Source organism: Carnobacterium inhibens subsp. inhibens DSM 13024, from assembly GCF_000746825.1.
Classification (GTDB): domain Bacteria; phylum Bacillota; class Bacilli; order Lactobacillales; family Carnobacteriaceae; genus Carnobacterium_B; species Carnobacterium_B inhibens.
This window is the reverse complement of record NZ_JQIV01000006.1, coordinates 666,567-690,253: the sequence shown is the minus strand read 5'-3', so window position 1 is coordinate 690,253 and position 23,687 is coordinate 666,567. Positions and strand designations below refer to the sequence as shown.

Annotated in this window: 21 protein-coding genes; 16 read left to right on the top strand and 5 right to left on the bottom strand. The window is 34.9% G+C overall.

Annotated features, from left to right (window positions below; genetic code table 11):
• Positions 1-10 precede the first annotated feature (10 nt).
• The 4 genes from BR65_RS04470 to BR65_RS04455 all read left to right on the top strand — a co-directional run bounded on the left by BR65_RS04470 (position 11) and on the right by BR65_RS04455 (position 3,360).
• Positions 11-331, top strand: coding sequence for a PTS lactose/cellobiose transporter subunit IIA (locus BR65_RS04470; RefSeq protein ID WP_034536945.1), 321 nt, complete (start codon positions 11-13; stop codon positions 329-331).
• A 13-nt stretch (positions 332-344) separates the two neighbouring features.
• Entirely contained in the window at positions 345-1,481 is a 1,137-nt protein-coding gene (gene anmK / locus BR65_RS04465) for an anhydro-N-acetylmuramic acid kinase AnmK (RefSeq protein WP_034536944.1), read from the top strand.
• Positions 1,482-1,534: 53 nt separating this feature from the next.
• Positions 1,535-2,386 carry a MurR/RpiR family transcriptional regulator gene (locus BR65_RS04460; RefSeq protein ID WP_034536942.1) on the top strand — a complete coding sequence of 284 codons (852 nt, stop codon included), beginning with the start codon at positions 1,535-1,537 and terminating at the stop codon, positions 2,384-2,386.
• 263 nt (positions 2,387-2,649) lie between these two features.
• Positions 2,650-3,360: a GntR family transcriptional regulator gene (locus BR65_RS04455; protein ID WP_034536940.1), complete on the top strand. Its 711-nt coding sequence runs from the start codon at positions 2,650-2,652 to the stop codon at positions 3,358-3,360.
• A 60-nt stretch (positions 3,361-3,420) separates the two neighbouring features.
• Here the strand turns inward: BR65_RS04455 and BR65_RS04450 are convergent, their stop codons facing one another.
• On the bottom strand, positions 3,421-4,620 hold the full coding sequence (locus BR65_RS04450) for an enolase C-terminal domain-like protein (protein ID WP_034536939.1): 1,200 nt from the start codon (positions 4,618-4,620) through the stop codon (positions 3,421-3,423).
• A 264-nt stretch (positions 4,621-4,884) separates the two neighbouring features.
• Here BR65_RS04450 and BR65_RS04445 point away from each other — a divergent pair, with 264 nt between their 5' ends.
• Genes BR65_RS04445 through BR65_RS04435 form a run of 3 tightly spaced genes read left to right on the top strand, consistent with a single transcriptional unit; the run spans position 4,885 to position 8,418 of the window.
• Complete coding sequence (locus tag BR65_RS04445; RefSeq protein WP_034536937.1) at positions 4,885-6,714, top strand: glucose PTS transporter subunit IIA; 1,830 nt, start codon at positions 4,885-4,887, stop codon at positions 6,712-6,714.
• A gap of 38 nt (positions 6,715-6,752) precedes the next feature.
• On the top strand, positions 6,753-7,403 hold the full coding sequence (locus tag BR65_RS04440) for a bifunctional 4-hydroxy-2-oxoglutarate aldolase/2-dehydro-3-deoxy-phosphogluconate aldolase (RefSeq protein WP_034536936.1): 651 nt from the start codon (positions 6,753-6,755) through the stop codon (positions 7,401-7,403).
• Position 7,404: 1 nt separating this feature from the next.
• The gene (locus BR65_RS04435; RefSeq protein ID WP_034536934.1) at positions 7,405-8,418 is read left to right on the top strand and encodes a sugar kinase; all 1,014 of its coding nucleotides are present in this window, start codon (positions 7,405-7,407) and stop codon (positions 8,416-8,418) included.
• A gap of 310 nt (positions 8,419-8,728) precedes the next feature.
• Here BR65_RS04435 and BR65_RS04430 read toward each other — a convergent pair whose 3' ends face one another.
• From BR65_RS04430 to BR65_RS04420, 3 genes are read right to left on the bottom strand one after another with little or no spacing between them, the layout of a single operon-like run.
• Entirely contained in the window at positions 8,729-10,120 is a 1,392-nt protein-coding gene (locus BR65_RS04430; protein ID WP_034536932.1) for a PTS transporter subunit EIIC, read from the bottom strand.
• 15 nt (positions 10,121-10,135) lie between these two features.
• Positions 10,136-10,864: a chitin disaccharide deacetylase gene (chbG, locus tag BR65_RS04425; RefSeq protein WP_034536930.1), complete on the bottom strand. Its 729-nt coding sequence runs from the start codon at positions 10,862-10,864 to the stop codon at positions 10,136-10,138.
• Between the two features lie 49 nt (positions 10,865-10,913).
• A complete protein-coding gene (locus BR65_RS04420; RefSeq protein WP_034536928.1) occupies positions 10,914-12,236 on the bottom strand; it encodes a family 4 glycosyl hydrolase in 1,323 nt (440 codons plus the stop codon).
• A gap of 110 nt (positions 12,237-12,346) precedes the next feature.
• On the opposite strand from BR65_RS04420, the gene BR65_RS04415 reads away from it, so the two are divergent.
• From BR65_RS04415 to BR65_RS04390, 6 genes are all read left to right on the top strand, one after another.
• A complete protein-coding gene (locus BR65_RS04415) occupies positions 12,347-13,072 on the top strand; it encodes a GntR family transcriptional regulator (protein ID WP_169741891.1) in 726 nt (241 codons plus the stop codon).
• 302 nt (positions 13,073-13,374) lie between these two features.
• Complete coding sequence (locus BR65_RS04410; RefSeq protein ID WP_034536926.1) at positions 13,375-14,157, top strand: MurR/RpiR family transcriptional regulator; 783 nt, start codon at positions 13,375-13,377, stop codon at positions 14,155-14,157.
• 121 nt (positions 14,158-14,278) lie between these two features.
• Positions 14,279-15,841, top strand: coding sequence for a maltose/glucose-specific PTS transporter subunit IIBC (gene malX / locus BR65_RS04405; RefSeq protein ID WP_034536924.1), 1,563 nt, complete (start codon positions 14,279-14,281; stop codon positions 15,839-15,841).
• Positions 15,842-15,860: 19 nt separating this feature from the next.
• Positions 15,861-17,063, top strand: coding sequence for a MalY/PatB family protein (locus BR65_RS04400; protein WP_034538610.1), 1,203 nt, complete (start codon positions 15,861-15,863; stop codon positions 17,061-17,063).
• 182 nt (positions 17,064-17,245) lie between these two features.
• Positions 17,246-17,953 carry a nuclease-related domain-containing protein gene (locus tag BR65_RS04395; protein WP_034536923.1) on the top strand — a complete coding sequence of 236 codons (708 nt, stop codon included), beginning with the start codon at positions 17,246-17,248 and terminating at the stop codon, positions 17,951-17,953.
• 176 nt (positions 17,954-18,129) lie between these two features.
• On the top strand, positions 18,130-18,411 hold the full coding sequence (locus BR65_RS04390) for a hypothetical protein (protein WP_023178323.1): 282 nt from the start codon (positions 18,130-18,132) through the stop codon (positions 18,409-18,411).
• A 221-nt stretch (positions 18,412-18,632) separates the two neighbouring features.
• Here BR65_RS04390 and BR65_RS04385 read toward each other — a convergent pair whose 3' ends face one another.
• Positions 18,633-19,553 carry a helix-turn-helix domain-containing protein gene (locus tag BR65_RS04385; protein ID WP_023178321.1) on the bottom strand — a complete coding sequence of 307 codons (921 nt, stop codon included), beginning with the start codon at positions 19,551-19,553 and terminating at the stop codon, positions 18,633-18,635.
• A gap of 229 nt (positions 19,554-19,782) precedes the next feature.
• Between BR65_RS04385 and BR65_RS04380 the strand changes: the two genes are divergently transcribed.
• The 3 genes from BR65_RS04380 (at position 19,783) to BR65_RS04365 (ending at position 23,649) form a co-directional block, all read left to right on the top strand.
• A complete protein-coding gene (locus BR65_RS04380) occupies positions 19,783-20,007 on the top strand; it encodes a hypothetical protein (RefSeq protein ID WP_034536921.1) in 225 nt (74 codons plus the stop codon).
• A 462-nt stretch (positions 20,008-20,469) separates the two neighbouring features.
• Entirely contained in the window at positions 20,470-21,915 is a 1,446-nt protein-coding gene (locus BR65_RS04375; RefSeq protein ID WP_034538609.1) for an amidase, read from the top strand.
• A 342-nt stretch (positions 21,916-22,257) separates the two neighbouring features.
• Positions 22,258-23,649 (top strand): hypothetical protein, encoded by a 1,392-nt coding sequence (locus BR65_RS04365; protein ID WP_034536919.1) that lies wholly within the window; start codon positions 22,258-22,260, stop codon positions 23,647-23,649.
• Positions 23,650-23,687 lie beyond the last annotated feature (38 nt).

Here is a 23,687-nt window from a genome sequence, read left to right as displayed (position 1 = left end):
GATGAAGTAAATGGAAGACTTAGAAATGATCATTTTTGATATTATTGGGCATGGGGGAAATGCTCGTGCGTTAGCGTATGAAGCTTTAGAAAAAGCTCGTGCTGGTTCATATGAAGAATGCGACCAATTAATGGAAGAGTGCAAAAAAGAAATGAATCTGGCTCACAATACCCAAACGAAATTGGTTCAAGATGAGATTCGCGGAGAAGACATCAAAATCAGCTTGCTGTTGATTCATGCGCAAGACCAATTGATGACGTCAATGGCGGAACAAACCTTAATCATGCAAATGATCGAGATGCAAAAAGAATTGAATGCTCTAAAAAAATAATCGAGGTGATAAAATGGCCTTTGCAGTCGGAATCATGTCAGGCACATCATTAGATGGAGTCGATGCAGCACTCGTGGAGATTCATGGAACGAATACCGATACAACTGTTCAATTGATGGAATTTGCAACACTTCCATTAGGCACTGAAATAGTCAAAAAAATCAAAGAGGTCTTATCGATCGAAACGTCTTCAGTCGATAAAATCTGCAGTTTGAATGTGGAGTTAGGATATGTCTTTAGTGAAGCCGTTAAAGCTGTTTGTGAGAAAGCAGACTTCCCACTTGAACAAGTTGATTTTGTCGCTTCACATGGTCAAACAATTTACCATTTGCCAGTTCCTAGATCTCATCAGTTAGCTTCTACTTTGCAAATTGGGGAGTCATCAGTTATCGCGGAAGAAACTAAAACAATGGTCGTATCCGATTTTAGAACACGAGACATGGCCGTAAATGGTCAAGGTGCTCCAATTGTGCCGTATTCTGAATTTGTCTTATATCGAGACGCTGAACGGACACGTTTATTGCAAAATATTGGTGGCATCGGCAACGTGACGGTAATCCCTGCTGGAGCGCAAATGGAAGATGTTCTTGCGTTTGATACAGGACCTGGGAATATGATTATTGATGAATTGTGCCAGCACTTTTATCAAGAAAATTACGATAATAATGGTGAGCATGCGGCTATTGGGAAAGTAGATCAAGCCTTGCTAAGTGAAATGATGGCTCATCCGTATATTGAAAGACCGTACCCTAAAACAACCGGACGAGAAGATTTTGGTGTGGAGTATACTGCTGCTTTGATTGAAAAATGGAAAAATACGGTAGCGCCAGATGATTTTATTGCAACAGCTACTCAATTTACTGCGCAGTCCATTGTAGTAAATATTCGTGACTTTATGGATCACCAGTCGGATTTGATTATTGGTGGAGGAGGAAGTTACAATCCTGTTTTGGTTCAGATGATTAAAGAACAATTGCCGGGTAAAACAGTCCTTATCCAGGAAGAAGTAGGCTTTTCTTCTGAAGCTAAAGAAGCGGTTGCGATGACTATATTAGCGAACCAGACCATTCATCATTTGCCAAGCAATGTGCCAAGTGCCACAGGGGCGACAAAACCCGTCATATTAGGAAAAATAACGTATGCTCATTAGATTGCTTTCTTTTGAAAATTCCTGTATCTTTTGATTATACGAGGTGAAACAGCATGATTAGAAATAATATTTTAGGTCGAATTAAAAGTGTCCTTGATGATCTTCCTAATTCTGAAAGGAAAATCGGCGAGTACATTCTTACAAATCCTGAAGAAACAATCAAAATGACAACTGCTCAACTGGGAACAGCTGCAGAATCGAATTCGACCGCTGTTATTCGTTTGTGCAACCGTATTGGAGTTAATGGGTTCACCAAACTCAAAGTCGATTTATCCGCAGAAATCGTATCCATAGATGAATCGGGTTATGCAGAAATAGAAGCGGAAGAAACTATCAGCGATATTAAAAGTAAACTATTGGCTAATGCTTTTAAATCAATGGAAGAAACCAGTGCATTGATGAATGAGTTTGACATTGAGCGTGTCGTTGAACTGATTGAAGCAGCTTCTATCGTTTATGTGTATGGTGTAGGGAATTCGCGTATTATCGCTGAAAATATGGTTCAGAAATGGAGTAGAGTAGGCAAAATAGTTGTCTGCCCTACCGATAATCATCAATTGGTATCGATGCTAGGAGCGGCTCCAAAAAATGCACTTTTTTTTGGCATCTCCAATTCAGGAGAAACGAAAGAAATTATCGAACTCATCAAACTAGCCAAAAAAAGTTCCTTAAAAACCATTGGGCTGACCCAATTCGGTCAAAATAGTCTAGCGAATAAAGCTGACTATACGATACAAACTGTAAAAACAATTGAGACAGACAATCAGTTTATTTCGAGCTCGCTACATGCACAACTCATTGCGATAGATGTTCTATTTTACGCATTCTTGTCTAAAAATTATATAACTAGTACTGAGAGAATTAAACAATCAAGAGAAGAAATGGATCAGTATAAGAATAGATAGGAATGTTAGTAATTTCATAAAGTTAATTAGTGGATACTTAAGAGGAAATCTTAGGTATTCTTTTTTTGATTAAATTTAAATCGTTTAGCTTAGAACATACAATTATTTTTAAGTCATCTATTAGTTTGGGATTTGTCTTTCTTAGAGGGTAAGTTATACTAATAATGAATCTGATATAATAAAAGATTTTATTATACTAGTATTAAAAACAGTCTAAACGGTAGTATTAATGCGTAAAAAAACATGGAAATAGGAGATTTGTTATGAAAAAACGTGAATTTGTAGTCCAAGATATATTAAGTAAAATTTATCAAGAACATTATTCAGATGGTAAGTTGCCTACGCAAAGAAGTTTAGCTATTCAATATGAAGTTTCACGATATACGATACAAGAAGCTATCAATAGCTTAAGTGATATTGGCGTAGTTCAAGTCGTTCAAGGGTCAGGAACATTTATCCGCAAAGATGCTAAACAAAATCCTTTGATTTATAACTCTTTGACAAGAAATTCCTATGATAGAATCAGTTCAAAAATAGTTTTTTTGGAAAAGCAACCTGCTTTAGAAGAAGACCGACAAATTTTTGAATTAGATGACGAACAATTTGTTTGGGTCTTTCAGCGTATTCGAATAGTAAACTATAAAATAACACAAATTGAGACATCAAAATTACCGGTTTCACTTTTTCCTGATTTAACTTCTAGCATTGTTGAAGACTCTATCCAAAAATATGTACAGCAATCAGGATATGATATTTCACATTATATAACGAGTTACACTCCCGTTTTAATCACTAAGAAACAATCTGAATTATTGCTTTGCAAGAAAGGTACTCCAGCAATGAAAATTATTAACCGTGGTATTTTGAAAACTGGACAAGTTTATGAATACAGTGAAGTAACAGCTATTGATTATACATGCACTTATATTATTCCCTTTAATAAGGAAAGCCATCAGACTAGACAAAATGACTGATTGAAAAAGACCCTACCACATATTATTTATATATGTAGTAGGGTCTTTTCTAGTATTTGATTAAGGAGTAACGATTGTGCCATCAGGTGTACGACTTTGTGTCCATTCATGAGGTCGATAGACAATTGGATACTCTTCAGCTAATTCTTCATTGAAATCAACACCGATCCCAGGTTTATCAATAGGATAAAAGTAGCCTTTTTCAGCTACTGGTACATGTGAAAAGAGGCTAGCTGTATTTTCAGGAATTACTATATTTTCTTGTACAGCAGCATTATGAAGATGGATGTTTAAGTGTGTATTTACAGCAATACCAATTGGAGTAATATCAGATGGAGTATGCCAAGCCATCCGGATTCCCATAGCATCACAAAAATGTGCCAACTTAATAGCAGGTGTGATTCCACCTAGTTGTGAGACATGTGCACGCATATAATCTATTTCACGGTTCTTAACGAGAGACTGCCATTCCATTGGGTTATTAAATAATTCGCCGGTAGCAATTGGAGTAGATGATTGAGAACGAATTTGTTTTAACCATTCATTTTGATCAGGTGGTAATAGATCTTCTAAAAAAAATAAATTAAATTCTTCAGATTTTTTAGCAAATTGAACTGCTTGATTTGGATAAAGACGTTCGTGGACATCATGGAGCATTTGGAATGAGTTGCCATATTTATTTCGAATAGCAGCAAACATTTTCAAGGTTGTATCCATGTATTGGTATTGATCAAAATAAGAACCTTCAGAGGTGTTTTTAGGCGTATTCAATTCAGTAGCTGGCCCGCCATAAAAACCTAGTTGACAACGGATGTATTGGTAACCTTCTGAAAGGATACTGTCGATTTCTCCGTAGAGATCATCTAAATTGTCTGCCACTGCATGTGTATAACTGGCAATAGCATCTCTAGATTTTCCACCTAATAATTGATAAAGTGGCATATCACATAATTTTCCTTTAATATCCCAAAGAGCCATATCTATTCCTGAAATGGCATTATTAATTACTGGTCCGTTTCTCCAATAAGAGTTAACCGTCATCATTTGCCACAAATCTTCAATATTATTAGCATCTTTACCGATTAGTAGAGGTTTTAAATACTCGTCAACCATGCCCTTAACCGCTAATGGGCGTTGTTGGAAAGTTGCACAACCATAACCAATGACTCCTCTATTTGTTTCTACTTTTACTACTACTAAATTATGGCGATCTGGTTTGATGGTATAGCTTTTGATATCTGTGATTATCGTTGGTTTCATGTTCAAACCTCTTTTCCTTTTTTTAAGACTACATGTATATTGAAACATGTAATAGGAGCGACTGTCAATTTGGTATGAAAAGATGGAGGTATATGAATAAAAACCAGTCCAATAATAAAATGAAAACCTAAAAACGCTGTTATATCAAAGGATTACTCTGCTTTTTCCGTATTTAGGACTGTTTTTATAATTTAGCATATTGTGCTATTATTCAAGTTGTAAACGGAAACAAAAAATAAACAGAGAAAAAGGGTGGGGAATCAAATGAAAAAAGAAGACGTTGCAAAACAAATCATTCAACATGTCGGCGGCGAAGCAAATATAAATAATGCATGGCATTGTATGACTCGTTTAAGATTTAATCTTAAAGATAAAGAAAAGGTAAACTATAAAGAACTAGAAAAGATACCTGGTGTAGTAGGTACAAAATTTCAAAGCGATCAATTGCAAATCGTTATCGGGACAAATGTAGCTGATTATTATGAAATATTAGCTAAAGAGTTAGGTATCGAAAATGAATCAGATAGCAACGATAATCAACAAAGTGAGAAAAAAGGATTAGTATCTTTATTCATGGACACGGTTTCTGGTGTTTTTGGGCCAATAGTACCAGCTATTGCAGGTGCTGGTATGATAAAAGGATTGATGGCTGGTCTGGTTGCTTTGAATGTTATTTCTAATGAAACACCAACTTTTCAAGTAATTGACATGTTAGCTAGTGGAGTATTTACGTTCTTACCATTTTTTGTAGCAGCTTCTGCAGCACGTATTTTTAAAACCAATCAATACCTAGCCATTGCAATTGCTGCAACATTACAATTTCCAACAATGACTGCAGCTGCAGCATCAGGCGAAATCTCAAGCTTTATGCTTTTCGGCATCCTTCCTGTACCCGTATTTAACTATGCCGGAACGGTCATTCCTATCATTTTTGCTGTTTTAGCACTAAGTTATATTTATCGGTGGGTTGACAAAGTTTTACCAGAAATTTTACGTACTGTATTTACACCAACGATTTCATTATTTGTTGGAGGATTAATTGCTTTAACGGTAATAGGGCCTATCGGAATTCATGCTGGTAATCTGCTTGCTGCTGGAGTGAGTTGGTTGTTTACTATTTCGCCAATTTTAGCCGGTGTGGTAGTTGGATTGATCAGACCCATCGCTATTCTTACAGGCTTACATCATGCTATGACACCAATTGCGTTGCAAAACTTTGCTAATCAAGGTTACGACATGTTAATGCCAATGATGTTTATGGCTAATATGGCTATAACAGGTGCAACGGTTGCTTTATATAAAAAAGTTCAAACAAAAGAAGAAAAATCGATTATCTTATCAGCAGCATTTTCAGGATTGTTAGGTATTACTGAGCCTGCTTTATTCGGGGTATTAACAAAGTATAAAAAAGCGTTTCTTGCAGCGACTATTGGTAGTGCAATTTCTTCTGCTTTCATAAGTTTCTTTGGAGTAAGAATTTATGGATATATTTTATCAAGTATTTTCAGTCTACCAGCTTATATTGGTCAATATTTTATTTATGCAGTGTTAGGAATTATTATTGCAATCGGAGTTTCGTTTGCCATTACTAGTTTTTTAGTACCAAAACAAACAATAGAGGAAAGTTCAAACGAAGTTCAATTGAGTGCCGTTACGGATGGCTTGTATGTTCCTTTAGAAGATGTAAATGATGATGTATTTTCAACAAAAATGATTGGTGACGGTTATGCTATGAAATCTACATCAGGAGATATTTATTCACCTGTTTCTGGTACAGTTAAAACAATTTTTCCAACGAAACATGCGGTTGGTCTAGTAACAGAAAATGGACTTGAAATTCTTGTTCATATGGGAATTGATACAATGAGTTTAAATGGAGAAGCATTTGATATTTTTGTCAAAGTAGGAGAATCTGTAACACCTAAGACAAAAATTGCTCATATTAATTTAGAAAAAATTAAACAAGCTCAAAAAGATGATACGATCATTGTTGTTGTCACTAATATGGACAAAGTTCAAAGATTATCAGGTGAAAGTAATCTGGAAGGTGAACATCTTGCAGGAAGTACTTTAGGAAATGCTATTTTATCTTAAGTAGTAAGAGATCATAATTTTTTTAAGGAGTTTTAAGAATGAAAAAGATGAATATTTTACAACGAATAGAAGAAGCAGGAGTCATAGCTGTTCTTAGAGGTGAAACGAAAGAAGAAGTTTTAAAAACGAGTCACGCGGTTATTAAGGGCGGAATTAGAAGTATAGAATTAACCTTTACTGTTCCAGAAGCTAATGAAATCATAAAAGAATTGGCTGAGGATTACAAAGACCATGATGATGTGGTTATTGGAGCTGGAACAGTACTAGATGCAACAACAGCTCGCTTAGCCATTATGGCTGGTGCTCAATATATTGTGAGTCCGAGCTTTAACCCAGCTACTGCAGAAATGTGTAACCTTTATCAAATTCCTTACCTACCAGGATGCATGACCATCACTGAGATGGAAACAGCACTTAAAAGCGGTGTTGATATTGTCAAACTATTCCCTGGAAGCGTGTATGGTCCTAGTGTGGTTAAAGCATTTAAAGCTCCATTGCCTTATTTAAATATCATGCCTACAGGTGGAGTCAGCATAGACAATATGGCAGATTGGTTCAATGAAGGCGTAGTGGCTGTCGGAGTTGGCGGGAACTTATTAGAGCCAGTAAAAACCGGAGATTTTGATAAAGTGACAGATCTAGCAGCACAATATATGGATAAATACTACGAAATAAAGGGACAAAGATAATATGGGGAAAGTTGTAACTTTGGGAGAAATCATGATGCGGCTCTCAACAAATCCTGGAGAACGATTAGCACATGCACAACAACTTGATGTTTGTTATGGAGGAGGAGAAGCGAATGTAGCCATTTCGCTTGCCAACTATGGTCATGAAGTAGCCTTTGCCAGCAAAGTTCCCAATAATATTTTAGGCCAATCCGTTAAAAAATTTCTGAATAGTTATGGAGTATTCACTACACATCTGCTTTTTGGTGGTCAACGTTTAGGATTGTATTATATGGAAGCTGGAGTAGGTAAGCGGTCCGCAAATGTGATTTACGATCGAGCGGGTTCTAGTTTTGGTGATATGAAAAAAATTGAGTGGGATTTAGATGCTCTTTTCGAAGGCGTCGATTTATTTCATATTTCTGGAATTACTTCTGCACTTTCGAAAGAATGGAAGAAGCTGACAATGAACTTAATCAAAGCTGCTAAGAAGGCAGGTGTTAAGATTAGTTTTGATATCAATTACCGTTCTAAATTGTGGAGTTTAGAGGAAGCAAGGGAAATAATCAAACTGATTTTGCCGTATGTAGATTATTGTTCAGCTGGAGATATGGATGCCAGGTATCTTCTGAATATTTCTGAGAACAGTGAAAATAAGGATATCAAAAATGAAATGATTTATTATTATCAAGAAATGCAAAAACTATTCCCTAATATTGAAGTTTTTTACTCAACCAAAAGAATCATTCATTCAGCAACTAAAAACGATTTGACCGGTAATTTATGGATAGATAAAAAATATTATGAGTCTGATTGTCATCATATAAATCCTATTATAGACCGTATAGGAGGTGGAGACGCCTTTTCTGGTGGCGTTTTGCATGGTCTTCTATGCCAAAATGATCCTCAAACGATTATAAATTTTGCTGCAGCAGCATCTGCATTGAAACATACGGTCCAAGGAGATTGTAATCAATTTAGTGTTTCTGAAGTAAACAGTTTTTTAGAGACAGGATCTGGAAAGATAAATCGTTGAGATCAATATTTAGTTATAGGATAGATTAATAATTAATACAGAATTTTCAGTTGCAACAAATTAAACAATAAATGACCATTGTTTAATTTGTTGCAACACAGCAATGGACATTTATGAATACTTATCATTTGATACAAATTGATAATATCCATCCAGATAGCGTAGATTATAGAATCTCATTTGAACTATTAAATGAATGGCTGAATGTTTTCGCTGAAAATGTTACATTAATATTATACAGAACACAAAAAGGCAGTCACTTTTGGCTGCCTTTTTGAGTTTTTTCAGTTTGGTTGATTGAACATGGAAATTAAATTATTTTATCTAATTCAGTTCTAACTGTAGTAACTTCAGGCCCAATTACAACTTGAACATGGTTACCTTTCATCAATACCCCTTTAGCTCCTGTTTGAAGAATCTTTTCTTTATTGACTATAGATGAGTCTAAAACGTCAATACGTAATCTAGTAATACAATTATCTACATTATCTATATTTTCTTGTCCACCTAAAAATTCTAATACTTTTTTTGCCATGTAAGCATGATTGCTGTGAGATAACTTATATGATTTTTCTTCATCTGTTACTTCATCACTGATTGTTTCAGGAGCTATTTGTCCAATAATTGGAACTTGTTTATATTTAATCACAAAGTAAAATGTGAAATAATATAGTAAGAAAAATATAATTCCAATTGGAATGACCCATAATGGATTATCAGCTATCCCGAAGTTTGCAAGATAATCAATCACACTTGCGCCCCATGAAAACCCAAGACGTACATTAAACAAATAAAGAATAGCACCTGCTAAACCAGTATATACGGCATGGATAAAGTAAAGTAGAGGAGATGTAAATAAGAAAGTAAATTCAATGGGTTCTGTAATACCAGTTAAAAAGGAAGTACCAGTTCCAGAACTCATCAATGTTTTAGTTTGGTTTTTGTCATATCTAGCTGCCTTGTAAATTGCTAATGCAATAGCTGGAACACCGAACATCATCACTAAGTAGAATCCGCCAATGAAGTAACCCGCTGTTGGATCACCGTTTAAGAAACGTGTAATCTCTCCATGCACTACCTCTCCAGAAGCAGTAGTGTAAGATCCCATACCAAAATAAATATACGTATTTAAAACATGATGAAGTCCAATAGGAATCAAAGCTCGATTAAAGAATCCGAATAAGAAAATTCCAATCGCACCCAATCCCATTAAAGTTTGGGCAAATGTATCGATTCCACTTTGAGCAAATGGCCACACTATTGTTAACAGCCAAGCAATAGGTAACATAACTATAATGATCATTGTAATAGGAAATTTCTCGCCGGAAAAGAATGCTAACATGTCTGGCAACTTAGTATCTTTAAATCTATTGAATATTGCTGCAGCTACTAAACCAGCTAGAATCCCACCAAAAACGTTCATGCTTTGTTCTGGAGCAACTAGAGCGAAGGCTTCTTTTAAAATAATGATTGCTAGATAACCTACTAGTGCGGGAATTCCTTTGTTTTTCCCTTTGGACAAACCAATGGCAATACCAATGGCAATCAATTCATCCATTCTAGTGATAATAGAACCAGCTGCTTGAAAAATTGGAATATTCAATAAATCTGGTGCAGTTAAACGAAATAAAATACCTGCGATAGGCATAGCAACGATGGGAAGCAATAACGAACGACCTAATTTTTGCATAAAAGTATTCATTGATGATACTCCTCTCTAAATGCTTTCGAATGTTGTCAGCTCAATAGTTTTATGGTTGGAAAAAAGAGTCTTGATTCTTGGATGCGTCAATAACTCTAATTCTTCTGTTCTAGGATAAGTATAAGATGAATGATTCAATAAAAACTTATCTATAAAAGCAGGATGGCACATGAGTTCAACTGAATTGTATTCTTCAAATACCTTTTCTAAAGTTTCGGAGCTTTGAATAACGGTTTCCATGGTATAGATAAAACCATCCGTTGTTCTTCTATTAGAATCTGTGTTAGTAAAGTTGTTTCTGACTGGTAAATGGTATTCATCCGCTAATTTTAAATAAATGGCGTTAAAATCACCAAAAAGATTTGCATGATGATGAGTATCTACATGTGTGGGTTTAATACCAGTAGCTAGAATTTTTTCGATTTGTGCTTTCCATTCATCATAAATTTCTTGTTCATCAATGATAAACGAGCCTTTATAATAAGCTTGATTACGAAAATTCCCGTCTACATCAATGATGGTTTTTAAGTTTGATAAGACAGGTTTTCCGGTTGTCAGTGCCAAGTGGATTCCAATACCAAGGTCAGGATATTGTTCGTGTAGATTAAGTGCTTGTTCAAATCCGGGCATATTGGCCATCATTGTTGTTGAAGTAAGAACTCCTTCTTTATGAGCTTCTATAATTCCATAATTGACCCCAGCAGAGTAGCCAAAATCATCTGCGTTGATTATCAGTTTTTTCATAAAATAGTCAATTCCTCCTTTAGTAATTTAATATTCGTTTTTTTATTGATTAAGCAAAATTTGGCCAGTAATCTTTATTGGCTTCTAATAAGTCATTTAAGATATCATTTGCTATATTAGCATTTACCACTGTTCGATTAAGGGTTAGTGCTTGTAATAATTTTAGTCGGCTGCCTTCAAAATAAGCATCAACGGTTAATTTTTCATAGGCATATTGGCTTTCCATCAGACCTTTATAAAAGGTGCCAATTTCTCCTACTTGAATTGGTTTAACACCATTGCTAGTAATGAGAGCGGGAACTTCAATAATGGCTTCTTTTGGGATATTTGGAATCGTTCCATTATTTTTAGTCATTACAATAAATTTTTCATTTTTGTTATAAGCAAATGACTCAGCTATTTTAACCATATAAACGCCATGAACATCGCCTTCTAGTTTTTCATCTGCTATTGTTTGACGAGCTGAAATGCGTTCACACATTTCAAAGACTTCTTTAGCTCTTCCACCAATTACTTGGCTAGCTCGTGTGTATTTAGGATTTTCTTTTTCAACCATTTTTTTAGGGTAAAGGTAGTATTGCAAATAAGTATTAGGAATATATTCAGGGAAATCTCGTAAAGTTTGTTCAACTTGTTTGAAAGTTGCAATCCAAGAAGGATCCTCAGCTATTTCCGATTCAGGTTGGAGACCTTCTGATAGAATTTTATTCTTTATTTCGTCAGTTAAGTTGTGTCCCTCTGTATCATAGATATCAGTAAACCAGCCAAAATGATTTAGGCCAAAGTATCCTGGATCCAAGTCCCATACGCTTCTGTTGATTAGGGTAGCTAATCCATTCATAATTGAAATTGGCATATCGCAAATATTGATCAGACGATGATCTTCAGGGAAAACACGTTTCAATGCTTCAGCAACGATTGCAGCTGGATTTGTATAATTTAGTATCCATGCGTCTTTAGAATAAAATCGAATATCTTCTACTAGTTCAATCATATCTTTAATGGATCTTAAACCATAAGCCATTCCACCAGGACCACAGGTTTCTTGACCGACTATTCCATGTGATAGAGGGATTTCTTCATCTTTTATTCGCATTTCAAGACCGCCTGTACGGATTTGTACAAAAATAAAATCTTTATCTTTATAAGCTGTTTCTTTATCACTGGTTACAATAAATTCTTCCAAGTCTGGATATTTTTCTTTAATAACAACTTTACTGGCTTCAGCAACTTTCTGTTGGCGTTCAATATCAGTGTCATAAAAAGTAATACTGGCTAAAGGAAAGTTATCTTTTTCAGAAATCAGGCTCATTAACAATCCTAAAGTATATGTGCTCCCTCCACCGGCTATCGTTAAATGTTGTTTTTCCATATAAACACTCCTTTTTTTGTAAACGCTTTTAATTAACAATACAACTATAATACAACTTTAAAAAAGTTGCAACATTTTTATAAAATTTGTATTATAAAGTTATAAGGAAGGTGAGTAATATAAAACCTAAATCACATTTATATTTAGAAATTGCCAAAGATATAAAAGAGAAAATTCAACAAGGTAAATTCCTGCCTGGCGATCCAATCCCTTCTGAAAATCTCTTATCTAAAGAATATTCTGTTAGTCGTGTGACGATTAGAAAAGCTATTGAAAATCTTGTAGAAACGAATTTAGTTGAAAAAAAACATGGTAGTGGAACCTATGTAAAAGAGAAGTCCTATGAGCACAAACTTTATTCTTTAAAAAGTTTTACAGAAGATATGGAAAGTAGTGGAGAAAAAGTCAGAAGTGAAATTTTAAGATATGAAATTATTGAAGCTCCTAAAAAAGTTGCTTACCAATTGAATAGAGAGGAAAATGTTAAAGTTTATTTTATTAGAAGGAAAAGGTTAGCAAATGAAAAAGCGCTAGTAGTAGAAGATACGTATTTGCCGATTGAACTATTTCCTGATTTGACTTATGAAACGATGATGCATTCAAAATATAAATTTATTGAAAGTCACCAGCACTACAAGATTAAAGAAAGCCAACAAATATTTTTACCTATCTTACCTAATAATGACATTAGAAAAATACTAGCTATTGATGATAACGTACCTATACTAAAACTGGAATCTACTGGTTTATTGACCAACGGGTTGTACTTTGAATACTCAGAAGTTTACTTTAAAAGTGAGGATTACAACTTTACCATTACGGCTAAAAGAGAGTAATGGAAGAATTTTAATCGTAAAAGAATAGCACGCTTTATCTAAATTGATATGACAGCTACTGAAAAAATGAAGAAATGGACCAATAAAAAAAAGATAACAAAGTTTATAATTCCATAAATTTAGTTAGTGGATACTTAAGACGAGATTTTAAGTATTCTTTTTTACATTTAATATTTTTTATTTTTATTATTTTAAGTTATGATGAGTTAGATAGAATAGTTATATAAATGTTATGTAGGTTTTATTAAGATAGGAAATTATTTTTACTAATAAGTAAATTAAACATAGGAGAGTGAGAAAGTTTGTCAGAGGCTAATCTCTTTTTTAAGAAATTATTGGTTAAACGAAAAGAATTGAGTACATTAGAATCTCAAGTATTAGAATACATGTTGAAATACCCAAATAAAGTATCAGAACTAAACATAGAGGACTTTGCTAACACTATCTATGTATCGACTGCTACTGTTAGCCGTACATGTAAGAAATTAGGTTTTAAAGGTTACCAACAATTAAAATATGCTTTAGATCAGTACAAAGGAACAAAAGAAGAGAAACATCAGGAAAAACAAGGAGTTGGAGAAATAGCTAGACACATTAGCCGTTTTAAAAACGAAATGAATCAAACGGTGAATGCTTTAAATACAGAAAATATAATACAAGCAGTTGATTTATTAAATGCTAGCCAATTAGTGGAGTTTTTTGGTGTAGGAGCGTCTTTTTCATTTTGCAGTGAGGCTGCAAGAAAGCTGACATTTGCAGGGAAAATAGCTTCTGCTAGAAATGACTGGGATGAGTTAAGAGCGGTTGCTAATCATTTAAAGCCAACAGATATTGCTATTTTAATATCTCATAGTGGTGAAACCCTACACCTGATAGAATATGCTACTATTTTAAAACAGAGGCGTGTACCATTGATTCTTTTAACAGGTACGCAAGGTAGTCAAATAGAATCTTTTGCTGATTTAACCCTTATGGCTTATTCAGAAAGTCATTATTACGATGAAATTGATATGAGTTCTAGATTTACTCTTAACTTGTTAATGGATCTAGTAATCATTGAGTACATCAAGCAACACAACAAATAAATAGTTACTTTTTGTATATCCTTACATTCCTTGTAACACTTTTCAAAAATTATGTAAACGCTTGCTAGAGGCGTGACGAAAAGGTATCTTGAAGATACAAAAGAGTAAGGGAGAGAAAATAATGAAAAAGGGTAAGGGAAGTTTTTGGGAGTTTTTTCAAGGATTGGGCAAAACATTCATGTTGCCGGTCGCTTTATTAGCGTTTATGGGATTGATGTTGGGAATAGGCAGCTCATTTACAAGTGCAACGACTCTTGAAATTATGCCTTTTCTTAACAATGAGTATTTGCAAATATTCTTCCGTTTTTTATCTACTATAGGCGGATTTGCTTTTACGTATTTACCTGTCTTGTTTGCAATGGCGATTCCTTTAGGATTAGCCCGCTATGATAAAGGAGTAGCAGCGTTTTCTGGACTAGTTGGATACATCATCATGAACTTATCCATTAATTTTTATCTAACTGAAGCCAATATCTTGGCTGATCCAAAATTTTTGAGAGAAGCAGGGCAAGGAATGGTTATGGGCATCCAAACGATTGAAATGGGTGTTCTAGGTGGGATTATTGTAGGTATTGTTGTTTCATCGCTACATAAACGGTTCTCTGAAATCCAATTGCCAGATGCATTCGCGTTTTTTGGTGGAGCTAGGTTTGTGCCAATCATTACATCTTTAGTTTTAAGTATAGTTGGTTTGCTATTGCCAATGATCTGGCCAATATTTGGAGCAGCAATTACAGGTATTGGAAATCTGATTCAAAGTGCTGGAAGCTTTGGCCCATTCTTGTTTGGTGCTGGAGAAAGACTGTTATTACCAACTGGGTTGCATCATATTCTAGTATCGATGATTCGATTTACAGAAGCTGGTGGAACACAAATTGTTGATGGAAATACTGTCTCGGGAGCATTAAATATTTTCTATGCTCAATTGCAAGAAGGACTTCCAATCAGTGCAGATGCTACCGCTTTTCTATCACAAGGGAAAATGCCGACCTTTATGTTTGGTCTGCCTGCTGCTGCATTAGCCATGTATAAAACAGCTAGACCAGAAAATAGATCGGCAATTAAAGGATTATTAATTTCTGGTGTTTTAGCAACTTTTGTAACCGGGATTACCGAACCGATTGAATTCTTATTCTTATTTGTTTCTCCATTATTGTACTTATTCCATGTGATTATGACTGGATTAGGTTTTATGGTAATGGCTTTACTGAACGTTAAAATTGGAAATACCGATGGTGGAATTTTAGACTTCCTTATTTTTGGCGTATTACAAGGAAACCAAACAAAGTGGTATTTGGTCTTGTTAGTAGGAGCAGCTTGGTTTGCTATCTATTACTTCGTATTTAAATTTGCTATTGAGAGATTTAACTTAAAAACACCAGGAAGAGAACTCGTTAATAAAGACAACACAAATTATTCAGAAGAAGAGTTAGGCCATAAGAAAAAAGGGAAATATGATGCTCCTGTTATTCTATCTGCTTTAGGTGGTACTGAAAATATAGCTTCATTGGACAATTGCGTTACTCGGTTAAGGTTAGTGGTTCATAATATGGATGAAGTTGATGAAGAAGTATTAAAGGCTAATGGAGCATTGGGAGTGATGAAATTAGACGATCAGAATCTTCAAGTCATCATCGGAACTCAAGTAGCTTCATTAAAAAACCAATTAGAACGATTAATCTAACGAAAAGGGTGCGGTAGTGTTGGAAAAAAATGTATTTAATGAATTGATTGACAGGAAAGGAACGTACTGTACGCAGTGGGATTATATAGAAGACCGTTTTGGGGTAAATGATTTATTGCCCTTTACTATTTCTGATATGGATTTTGCTGTCCCTGACGTTATTAATAACGCGCTAAAAAAGAGAGAGTCTCATCCAATATACGGCTATACTAGATGGAACCATATTGATTTTAAACAATCAATTGTCTCATGGTATAAAGAACGATTTGCAACCCAAGTTGATTTAGATTGGATCGTCTATTCACCTTCTGTCATTTATACTATCTCACGCTTAATTGAATTAAAATCGGAGGTAGGAGAACAAGTAGTCATTCAAACACCAGCCTATGATGCTTTTTTTAAAACAATTCGCACGAATAAACGAGAGATAGCAGAAAATCCGCTTCACTATATTAACGGAATTTATTCAATAGATTTTGACGATTTAGAGCAAAAATTAGCTGATGAAAAAACTACGATTTTCTTATTGTGCAGCCCTCAGAATCCAACAGGTAGAGTTTGGACAAAAGAAGAGTTGACTAAAATGATTGAGTTATGTGATCGTTACCATGTATTCTTGATTTCCGATGAGATTCATATGGATATTGTTCGAGAAACTTATCAACATCTTCCAGTTGTTTCAGTGCCAACAAAATTTGAACAAATAGCTATCTGTTCTTCCGCAAGTAAAACGTTTAATACTTCGGGTCTGATAGGTTCCTATGCATTGATACCAGATAAAAGATTGCAAGAAGATTTTTTAGAAGTATTGAAAAATAGAGATGGTTTGTCATCTGCGAGCATTATGGGTATTGAAAGCATCATGGCAGGTTATAGCAGTGGGCAAAATTGGGTAGACGAATTGAATGAGTATATTTCAAGTAATCTAACTGTCGTAGCTAATTACTTAAAATTACAGATTCCAGAAATTAAGTTTACCATCCCAGAATCAACATTCTTAGCCTGGATCGATATCAGTGGATTGCCTTTCGAGATGGAAGATCTGCAACAGGCTCTTATCGAAATTGGAGAAGTTGCTATTATGGACGGATCAATCTATGGAGTACAAGGAAAAGACTTCCTTCGGATGAATATCGGTTGTCCGCGAAAGAAAGTAATGGATGGTTTAGAAGGGTTAAAAAAAGCTGTGGATTATTTGAAAATGAATAAAAACAACAGTTGATAAAGAATAGAAAGGCAAGTCATTTCAGAAACAATTTTTCAGTTTGATACAATTTAAAAAGTTAGAAAAACACTTAAGAATGAATCTTAAGTGTTTTTCATTGAATCCTTTATTTTTATTCTACTCAACTTAAGGTATGATTAGTAAGGAATGAAATAAGAAATGTGGAGGAAATAGAATTAATGGTAGCACTTATAGGAATGTTATTTGTTATGTATATACTAGTATTTGGAATAATCATTTTCATGAACTATTTGGATTTTAATGATTCAAATTATCAACGCGCAAGTAATCATACTTTTTGGCAAACTTTCTTTGATAAAGGAAACATGGGTGAATACAATATATATCGGACTCTTGAAAAAATAAAAGGGACAAAATTAATATTGACGAATCTTTATATTCCTAAAGAGGATGGTAGTACGACCGAAATTGATTTGGTTATGATAACAAAATATGGATTTTTTGTTATTGAATCAAAAAATTATAGCGGATGGATATTTGGAGATGAAAAACATCGTAATTGGACTCAGACTTTTCCAAATAAAAAGAAGTTCAAATTTTTTAATCCTATTTGGCAAAATAAAGGTCACATTAAAGCTTTGCAAGAAGCTTTAGATATTACTGATGAATCATTGATGCAGTCTTTTATTATTTTCAGTAATAATTGTGAACTAAAGAAAATAACCGTTACGAGTTCAAATGTGAGTGTGGGAAAAAGAAATCAGCTAAAAGCATTACTTAAAAGAGAATTACAAAATACTTCACCAAAGCTAACAACAGAGGATATAAAATACTATTTCCAAATACTTAAACCCTTTATGCATGCTGATGATGAAACAAAGCAATTACATATTGAAACAATCAAAGGAAAACTAAGTAAATTGTAAGAGGTATAAAAGGAAGTATATCTAAAATCCAGAAAAGTGGACAAAGAAACACAGAAAATAATCTTATTTATTCAAGATGTCAACTAGTTTAAATCTATTTGGTGAGTGTTCCATTCGTACCAATCCCAAAGTTGTGATATGATTTACTTGAAGACAGAACTATTGGAGGAAAGACAATGGAAATGACACTATATCGTACAATCAATGTAAAAAGCCCTGAAAAAATCATTACGCTGAAAAAGCCTTATGAATCAAAAGATGTTCCTCAAAAAGGCGATTTGATTAAAGATTCAATGTTTGTGGATCCAGCTAAAATTGAAGTGATTTCAGTTGATAAAAATGAAGATACGTATGATATTCATTTGAGGCCAGTAGAAATTAGTTATGCAACCGATGAACACAACAAGAATATGGTAAATGCATATAAAGCTAATGGCTGGGAAAGTGATTCTTATTAAAAATGAAGTAAAGGCTGCCTAACTCAAAGTTAGTTCAGCCTTTTTCAATTACCTAAATTTTTATTGCTATAGAAAAATCTGGAACCGTTTCTCAAGAAGAGAAGCGGCTTTTTTACTGTCCCAAAAAGCACAAAACTGGACAAGTTCTGTGGATTTACTCGCTATCTTGTCCATTACCGCTGATAATGTAAATTAAATGCATTTTTTATTCCAAATCAGTCTCAACTGATTAAAATCTCAGTTTTCACATTATCTTTAGGGTTGCTTGAATAGAGATTAAAGAAGTTCTCTGGGTCTTTTTCAAGCAATGCTTTTAAATCATGTTTATTCAAACTATCTAAAATATGAATGGCTCTGTCAATGAGTCCTGGTTCAGATGTATCACCGGTTTTAGTCATACAAACTTCTTTTCGGACCAACGAAATAGCCAACATGACCGAGCAGTCGTTTTGTGAGCTTTCTGTCTCCATTTGCTTAATATAGAATAAAGCTTGTTCGTATTTTTTATCTATCATCAGCAAATTGGTCACATGCAGTAAAAAACTGATTTTTAAAGTGATCGTTTCTTCAATATTTGGGTATTGAGCTAAATTTGACAAGGCCCGATCTGTTAAGCGAGAGGCAGTTTCACTGTCAAATAAATACAAAATGCTATTCATGATATGCAATTCTGCTAAGTACCAATTATCCAACGTCTCCATGCGTTTCCAGACTTGCTTTGCATAATCCTTCGCTTTTGTTAAGTCGTGTTCATCTAATAAAACAATGTACCCACGACAAGCGTCAAGAATATCCATTGTCAATTGGTCGTAACGCTTCCGTACTAATTCTTCGCCCTTTTCAATAATCTCATCGAGCAATTCACGAGTTGGTTTTTTTTCTAATTGTTTAAATAAATAGAGAATGGTTTCTTTTTGTCCTAATTCACAATCATTTAAGATATAGATAAATTCGTCGTGTGTCATATCCATATGATCCAGTATAGCAAGATACTTGGAAAGAGTAGGTGTGATATCATCATTTTCAAACTTTGTGTAAGTTGAACGAGCCATAGTATCATCCGAAATCTCTTTTTGGGTATACCCCTTATTTTCTCTGATTTTTTTTAAAGTCGAACCAATTGGAACATGTATGTCAGACATTTGACAGCCTCCTAATAATAGCATAGTTATTATGATAACCTTTTGTAATAATCCAGTTTGTAACAGGTATAATAAAGCAGTAAACAAACTCGTTTAACTAAAGATATAAGCGTATAAATAATTAAAAACGGTTATTTTTTATAAAAGAACCGGGAAGTAGGGAAAGAATATTACAAATGAAAATCAGCTAGACAAACTAGCAGTCCATAAACAAGTAAAATATATTTATGTGGTTATAGGAAGAGACGAGACGATTCAACTAGATGTAGAGGAATCGGATGTTCTAGTCAACGCTGATGGCGTCTTGGACTGTCCCATAGATACTGTATTGCGCAAAAATAATTATACGTTTGATGATTTAAATAGTTGGCTAGCTAAAGAAATACAATTTATTATGATTAAAAATGATGTGGAGCAGATTATTCATCGTATTTTTTTAAATATGAATCTCTGAATGATTTCAAGTTATTCTAGCATAAATAAACACAAATAAGATTAAAAATTCATAAAATATGATTGGGAATTTGTAAATATGAACAATTTATGACAAATAAAAAAAGGCTGCTCTTTCTAAAATTAAAAGCGTTATTTGTCTGTTAAAAAACAATGCTGTAATGAATATTTTTTTAAGGGTAAGTGAATAATTATGCATAAAATAAGGAGCTAATCATAAGCAGTAAGGAATGTAATTAATTGAAGAATCTGACAAAGAGAGGGCTGTTCTAGTTTTAGGAACGCTCTTTTTTTTGTGAATGCAAAATTGTTTTTTTAAGGTGATAGAAATTAAAAGAATAGAAGAATGTTGCTCTTTTTTAATCGTTTGTTCTGTCAGCTATTCTTTTTCTCTTTTTGCGATGCTACAGTAGAAAAGGAGCATTAACAGAAATGAGGGAGCAAAGTGGAAACTATAAATCGAATAAAAGACGGCTTGTATTATGCACAACAATTACGCGAGAAAAAACTGTCTTCTAAAGAATTAATTGAAGAATCTTTTCGAATCATTGAAAAAGAAAATCCGTTGTTGAACGCTGTGACACATACGAGAAAAGAAAAAGCGTTGGCTGAAGCAGAGTCACGTAATTTTTCCAATCAAGTGTATGGCGGCGTACCGATTTTATTAAAAGGATTGGGTCAATCGTTAGTAGGGGAGCCCAATACATCTGGATCAAAGTTATTAAAAAACACGGTCGCTCAAACTACAAGTCATTATGTAACGGCATTACAAAAAGCAGGATTTGTGGTGATTGGTCAAACGAATGTCCCTGAATTTGCTTTTAAAAATATTACGGAGCCCGAACTGTACGGACCAGCCCGCAATCCATGGAATCCTGATCATACTCCAGGCGGTTCGAGCGGTGGTGCTTCAGCAAGTGTGGCTGCTGGAATGGTCCCGATTGCTGGGGCAAGTGATGGCGGGGGTTCGATTCGCATCCCAGCGTCTTTCACTGGATTAATTGGTTTGAAACCGACTCGCGGCCGTACACCGATTGGGCCGGGAGTTGGCAGAAGCTGGCAAGGAGCTTCAATCAGTTTTGCTTTAACAAAATCGATGCGTGATACAGCAGCGATGTTAGACGCTTTACAAGTTATTCAACCAGCTGCAGCTTTTCAAACGCCTTTATTTGAAGCCGGGTATTTAAAAATACTTCATAACGCGCAACCGAAAACCTTTCGCATAGCTTTTTCGCTTGAATCTCCGATCCATTCTGCTGTAAGCCAAGAAGCTAAACAAGCCGTGTTAAAAACAGTTAAGTGGCTAGAAGCGAATGGGCATCAAGTAATCGAGAAAACGCCAGAAATTGACGGAATTCAATTGATGGAATCGTATTACATGATGAATTCAGGTGAAACAACAGCGATGATGGAAGGGATTGAAAAAAGTTTGCAGCGGTCATTGACGATTGACGACATGGAATTGGTCACCTGGGTACTGTATAATGCAGGGAAATCTATTTCAGCCGCCAGCTATTCTAATACCTTAACGACTTGGGATCAAGCAGCTGAAGTGATGGCAAACTTCAATGAATCCTATGATTTGTACTTGACTCCAGCTACTGCAGAAGCTGCTCCAAAAGTTGGTGTTCAATGGCAAGACGAAGCCACTATTGACCGAATGCGTCGCATTCACGAATTCTCAACAGCCCAACAACAGCAAATTGTTTGGGACATGTTTGACAAAAGTCTGCCGATTACGCCGTTTGGCATGCAAGCTAATTTAACGGGTCAACCTTCGATTAGTCTGCCAGTCCATTTAACCAAGACTGGTTTACCATTAGGTGTGCAATTTACCGCTCCTAAAGGCAGAGAAGACTGGTTGCTAATGATTGGGCGAGCATTGGAAGCAGATGGACAATTTATTTAATGAATGAAACTGAGATGAAAATCTCAGTTTTTCTTTATATATGTATACGAATATTTATTCTAAAACGTGCTCCAAAAAGCAAACCCGACGTCCACTTCGCGAACAATGCTCGATGGTCGATGACCATACCGCGCTTATTCGTTCCAGTTGCCCTAGCTCTTGTGGCTTTAGCCGCTTAGAGATAAGGTATGCGTTAGAAGATTCGGGTCTAACCGCTTTTGTCCCACTCTTTTTCTATGTCTATTTGGTGTCAAATGCGTCAAAAAGATTGATTAACTTTTTGAATGCGTTAAACTAGCTAAGGGATCAAGAGACTACATAAAGAATGGAAGATACTTAAAAATGAAAAAAAGGTTCATGCACATACTTTTAGTATTAGGCTTAATGCTACTGGTGAATTATGGCAACCAAACTGTTTGGGCTGCTCCGTCTGAAGAAATAGAAAGCACTCCAGCAATTGAAAATGAAAAAGAAGAAGCGGATACAGAAAATACACTTATTGTGAGTGACAAAGTGATTGTTGAACCAAAAAAAGCACAATTTGGAGAACAAGTGACTTTCGGCTTAACTCTTTTGGAAGAACCAGCTTTTGAAACGATTGTATTAAACTATTACTCGGATGAAACAAAAGCTGAAAAAGAAGTAACGTTAACTTATGATAGTGAAACACAGTGTTATACAGGTCAATTAGAAAGTGGCTCAACATCTGTCGGTCAATGGCAGTTGATACAAGCGATCGGGATGAATCAAGAGAGTGAACCACTCATTTTAGAAACGATTCCTTTAATGAATGAGGATCAAGAGCTAAAGCAAAGTGATTTTGAAGTTCTTGCGCACCCTTCTGCCTTACTGGATCTTTCCTCAATCAAATTTGAACCAAAAGACGTTAAAGTTGGTGAGAAGCTCCAGTTTAGTTTAAAGACAAATGAAAATACAGTAGTGACAAATGGGGCTGTCGTTTTTCGCTCAATAGCTTCTATAGATGAAGAAGGCAATCATGCGCAACTCACGCTTCAATTAATGTATAACGAAGAAACGAAAGCTTATGAAGGTGAATCTTCCAGCTTCACCAATGAAATGATAGGTGAGTGGGTGATTGATTCTATTCAAGCCACAGATGGCAAAGGTAATCCGTTCATATTATACAATCAATTTGTAATCGAACACGATAGAGCGAACGTACAAGTCCAAATTGATGAACTGAAAAAACAACTAGCTGAAGCACAAAGTGTAGATGAATTGGATGAGCTTGAACAACAAAAACAAATTAATCAATTAACTGAAAACATCCAGCAGTTGGAAAAGTCAAAGGACAGTAAAGAGAAGTTACTTCAAGCCGATCTTTCACTTGGAGACTTTACAGTGGTAGAACAACCGATAGAAGAAGACACTAGACCCATTGAGGAAGAAGTTCCAGTAAAGAATCAAGAAGAACAAGTAGGGAAAAAAGATTCAGACCTTCCATTGGTAAAACCATTTGCACCCAAGAAGCAAAGAGATGATTTATTAGAAACAAATGTGCTAGATGATGTATTAAAAAAAGAACAGAAGCCAAACGATAATAGTGAAAAAAAGACAGCAGCAAATGAATCAATCCAATCAATGGAATCTTCTCCTAAAGCCGAAGAAAAAAACAGTCAAGAAGAGTCAGAATCGACGATCTTTTCCAATGGAACGTTGCTGATCGTAGTTGCGGCTTTTGTTCTGATCAATGGATTTATCTTTAAATTTTAAACCGAGCTCTTTTGCCTTCAAACTTTCTGATAAAAGAA

What these genes read in the sequence shown, in the direction of transcription:
- anmK (WP_034536944.1), top strand. Translation starts at nt 345, where the DNA reads ATGGCCTTTGCAGTCGGAATCATGTCAGGCACATCATTAGATGGAGTC.
- BR65_RS04445 (WP_034536937.1), top strand. Translation starts at nt 4,885, where the DNA reads ATGAAAAAAGAAGACGTTGCAAAACAAATCATTCAACATGTCGGCGGC.
- BR65_RS04385 (WP_023178321.1), bottom strand. Translation starts at nt 19,553, where the DNA reads ATGTCTGACATACATGTTCCAATTGGTTCGACTTTAAAAAAAATCAGA.
- BR65_RS04470 (WP_034536945.1), top strand. Translation starts at nt 11, where the DNA reads ATGGAAGACTTAGAAATGATCATTTTTGATATTATTGGGCATGGGGGA.
- BR65_RS04430 (WP_034536932.1), bottom strand. Translation starts at nt 10,120, where the DNA reads ATGAATACTTTTATGCAAAAATTAGGTCGTTCGTTATTGCTTCCCATC.
- BR65_RS04390 (WP_023178323.1), top strand. Translation starts at nt 18,130, where the DNA reads ATGGAAATGACACTATATCGTACAATCAATGTAAAAAGCCCTGAAAAA.
- BR65_RS04450 (WP_034536939.1), bottom strand. Translation starts at nt 4,620, where the DNA reads ATGAAACCAACGATAATCACAGATATCAAAAGCTATACCATCAAACCA.
- BR65_RS04440 (WP_034536936.1), top strand. Translation starts at nt 6,753, where the DNA reads ATGAAAAAGATGAATATTTTACAACGAATAGAAGAAGCAGGAGTCATA.
- BR65_RS04455 (WP_034536940.1), top strand. Translation starts at nt 2,650, where the DNA reads ATGAAAAAACGTGAATTTGTAGTCCAAGATATATTAAGTAAAATTTAT.
- BR65_RS04460 (WP_034536942.1), top strand. Translation starts at nt 1,535, where the DNA reads ATGATTAGAAATAATATTTTAGGTCGAATTAAAAGTGTCCTTGATGAT.
- chbG (WP_034536930.1), bottom strand. Translation starts at nt 10,864, where the DNA reads ATGAAAAAACTGATAATCAACGCAGATGATTTTGGCTACTCTGCTGGG.
- BR65_RS04365 (WP_034536919.1), top strand. Translation starts at nt 22,258, where the DNA reads ATGAAAAAAAGGTTCATGCACATACTTTTAGTATTAGGCTTAATGCTA.
- BR65_RS04420 (WP_034536928.1), bottom strand. Translation starts at nt 12,236, where the DNA reads ATGGAAAAACAACATTTAACGATAGCCGGTGGAGGGAGCACATATACT.
- BR65_RS04435 (WP_034536934.1), top strand. Translation starts at nt 7,405, where the DNA reads ATGGGGAAAGTTGTAACTTTGGGAGAAATCATGATGCGGCTCTCAACA.
- BR65_RS04395 (WP_034536923.1), top strand. Translation starts at nt 17,246, where the DNA reads ATGGTAGCACTTATAGGAATGTTATTTGTTATGTATATACTAGTATTT.
- malX (WP_034536924.1), top strand. Translation starts at nt 14,279, where the DNA reads ATGAAAAAGGGTAAGGGAAGTTTTTGGGAGTTTTTTCAAGGATTGGGC.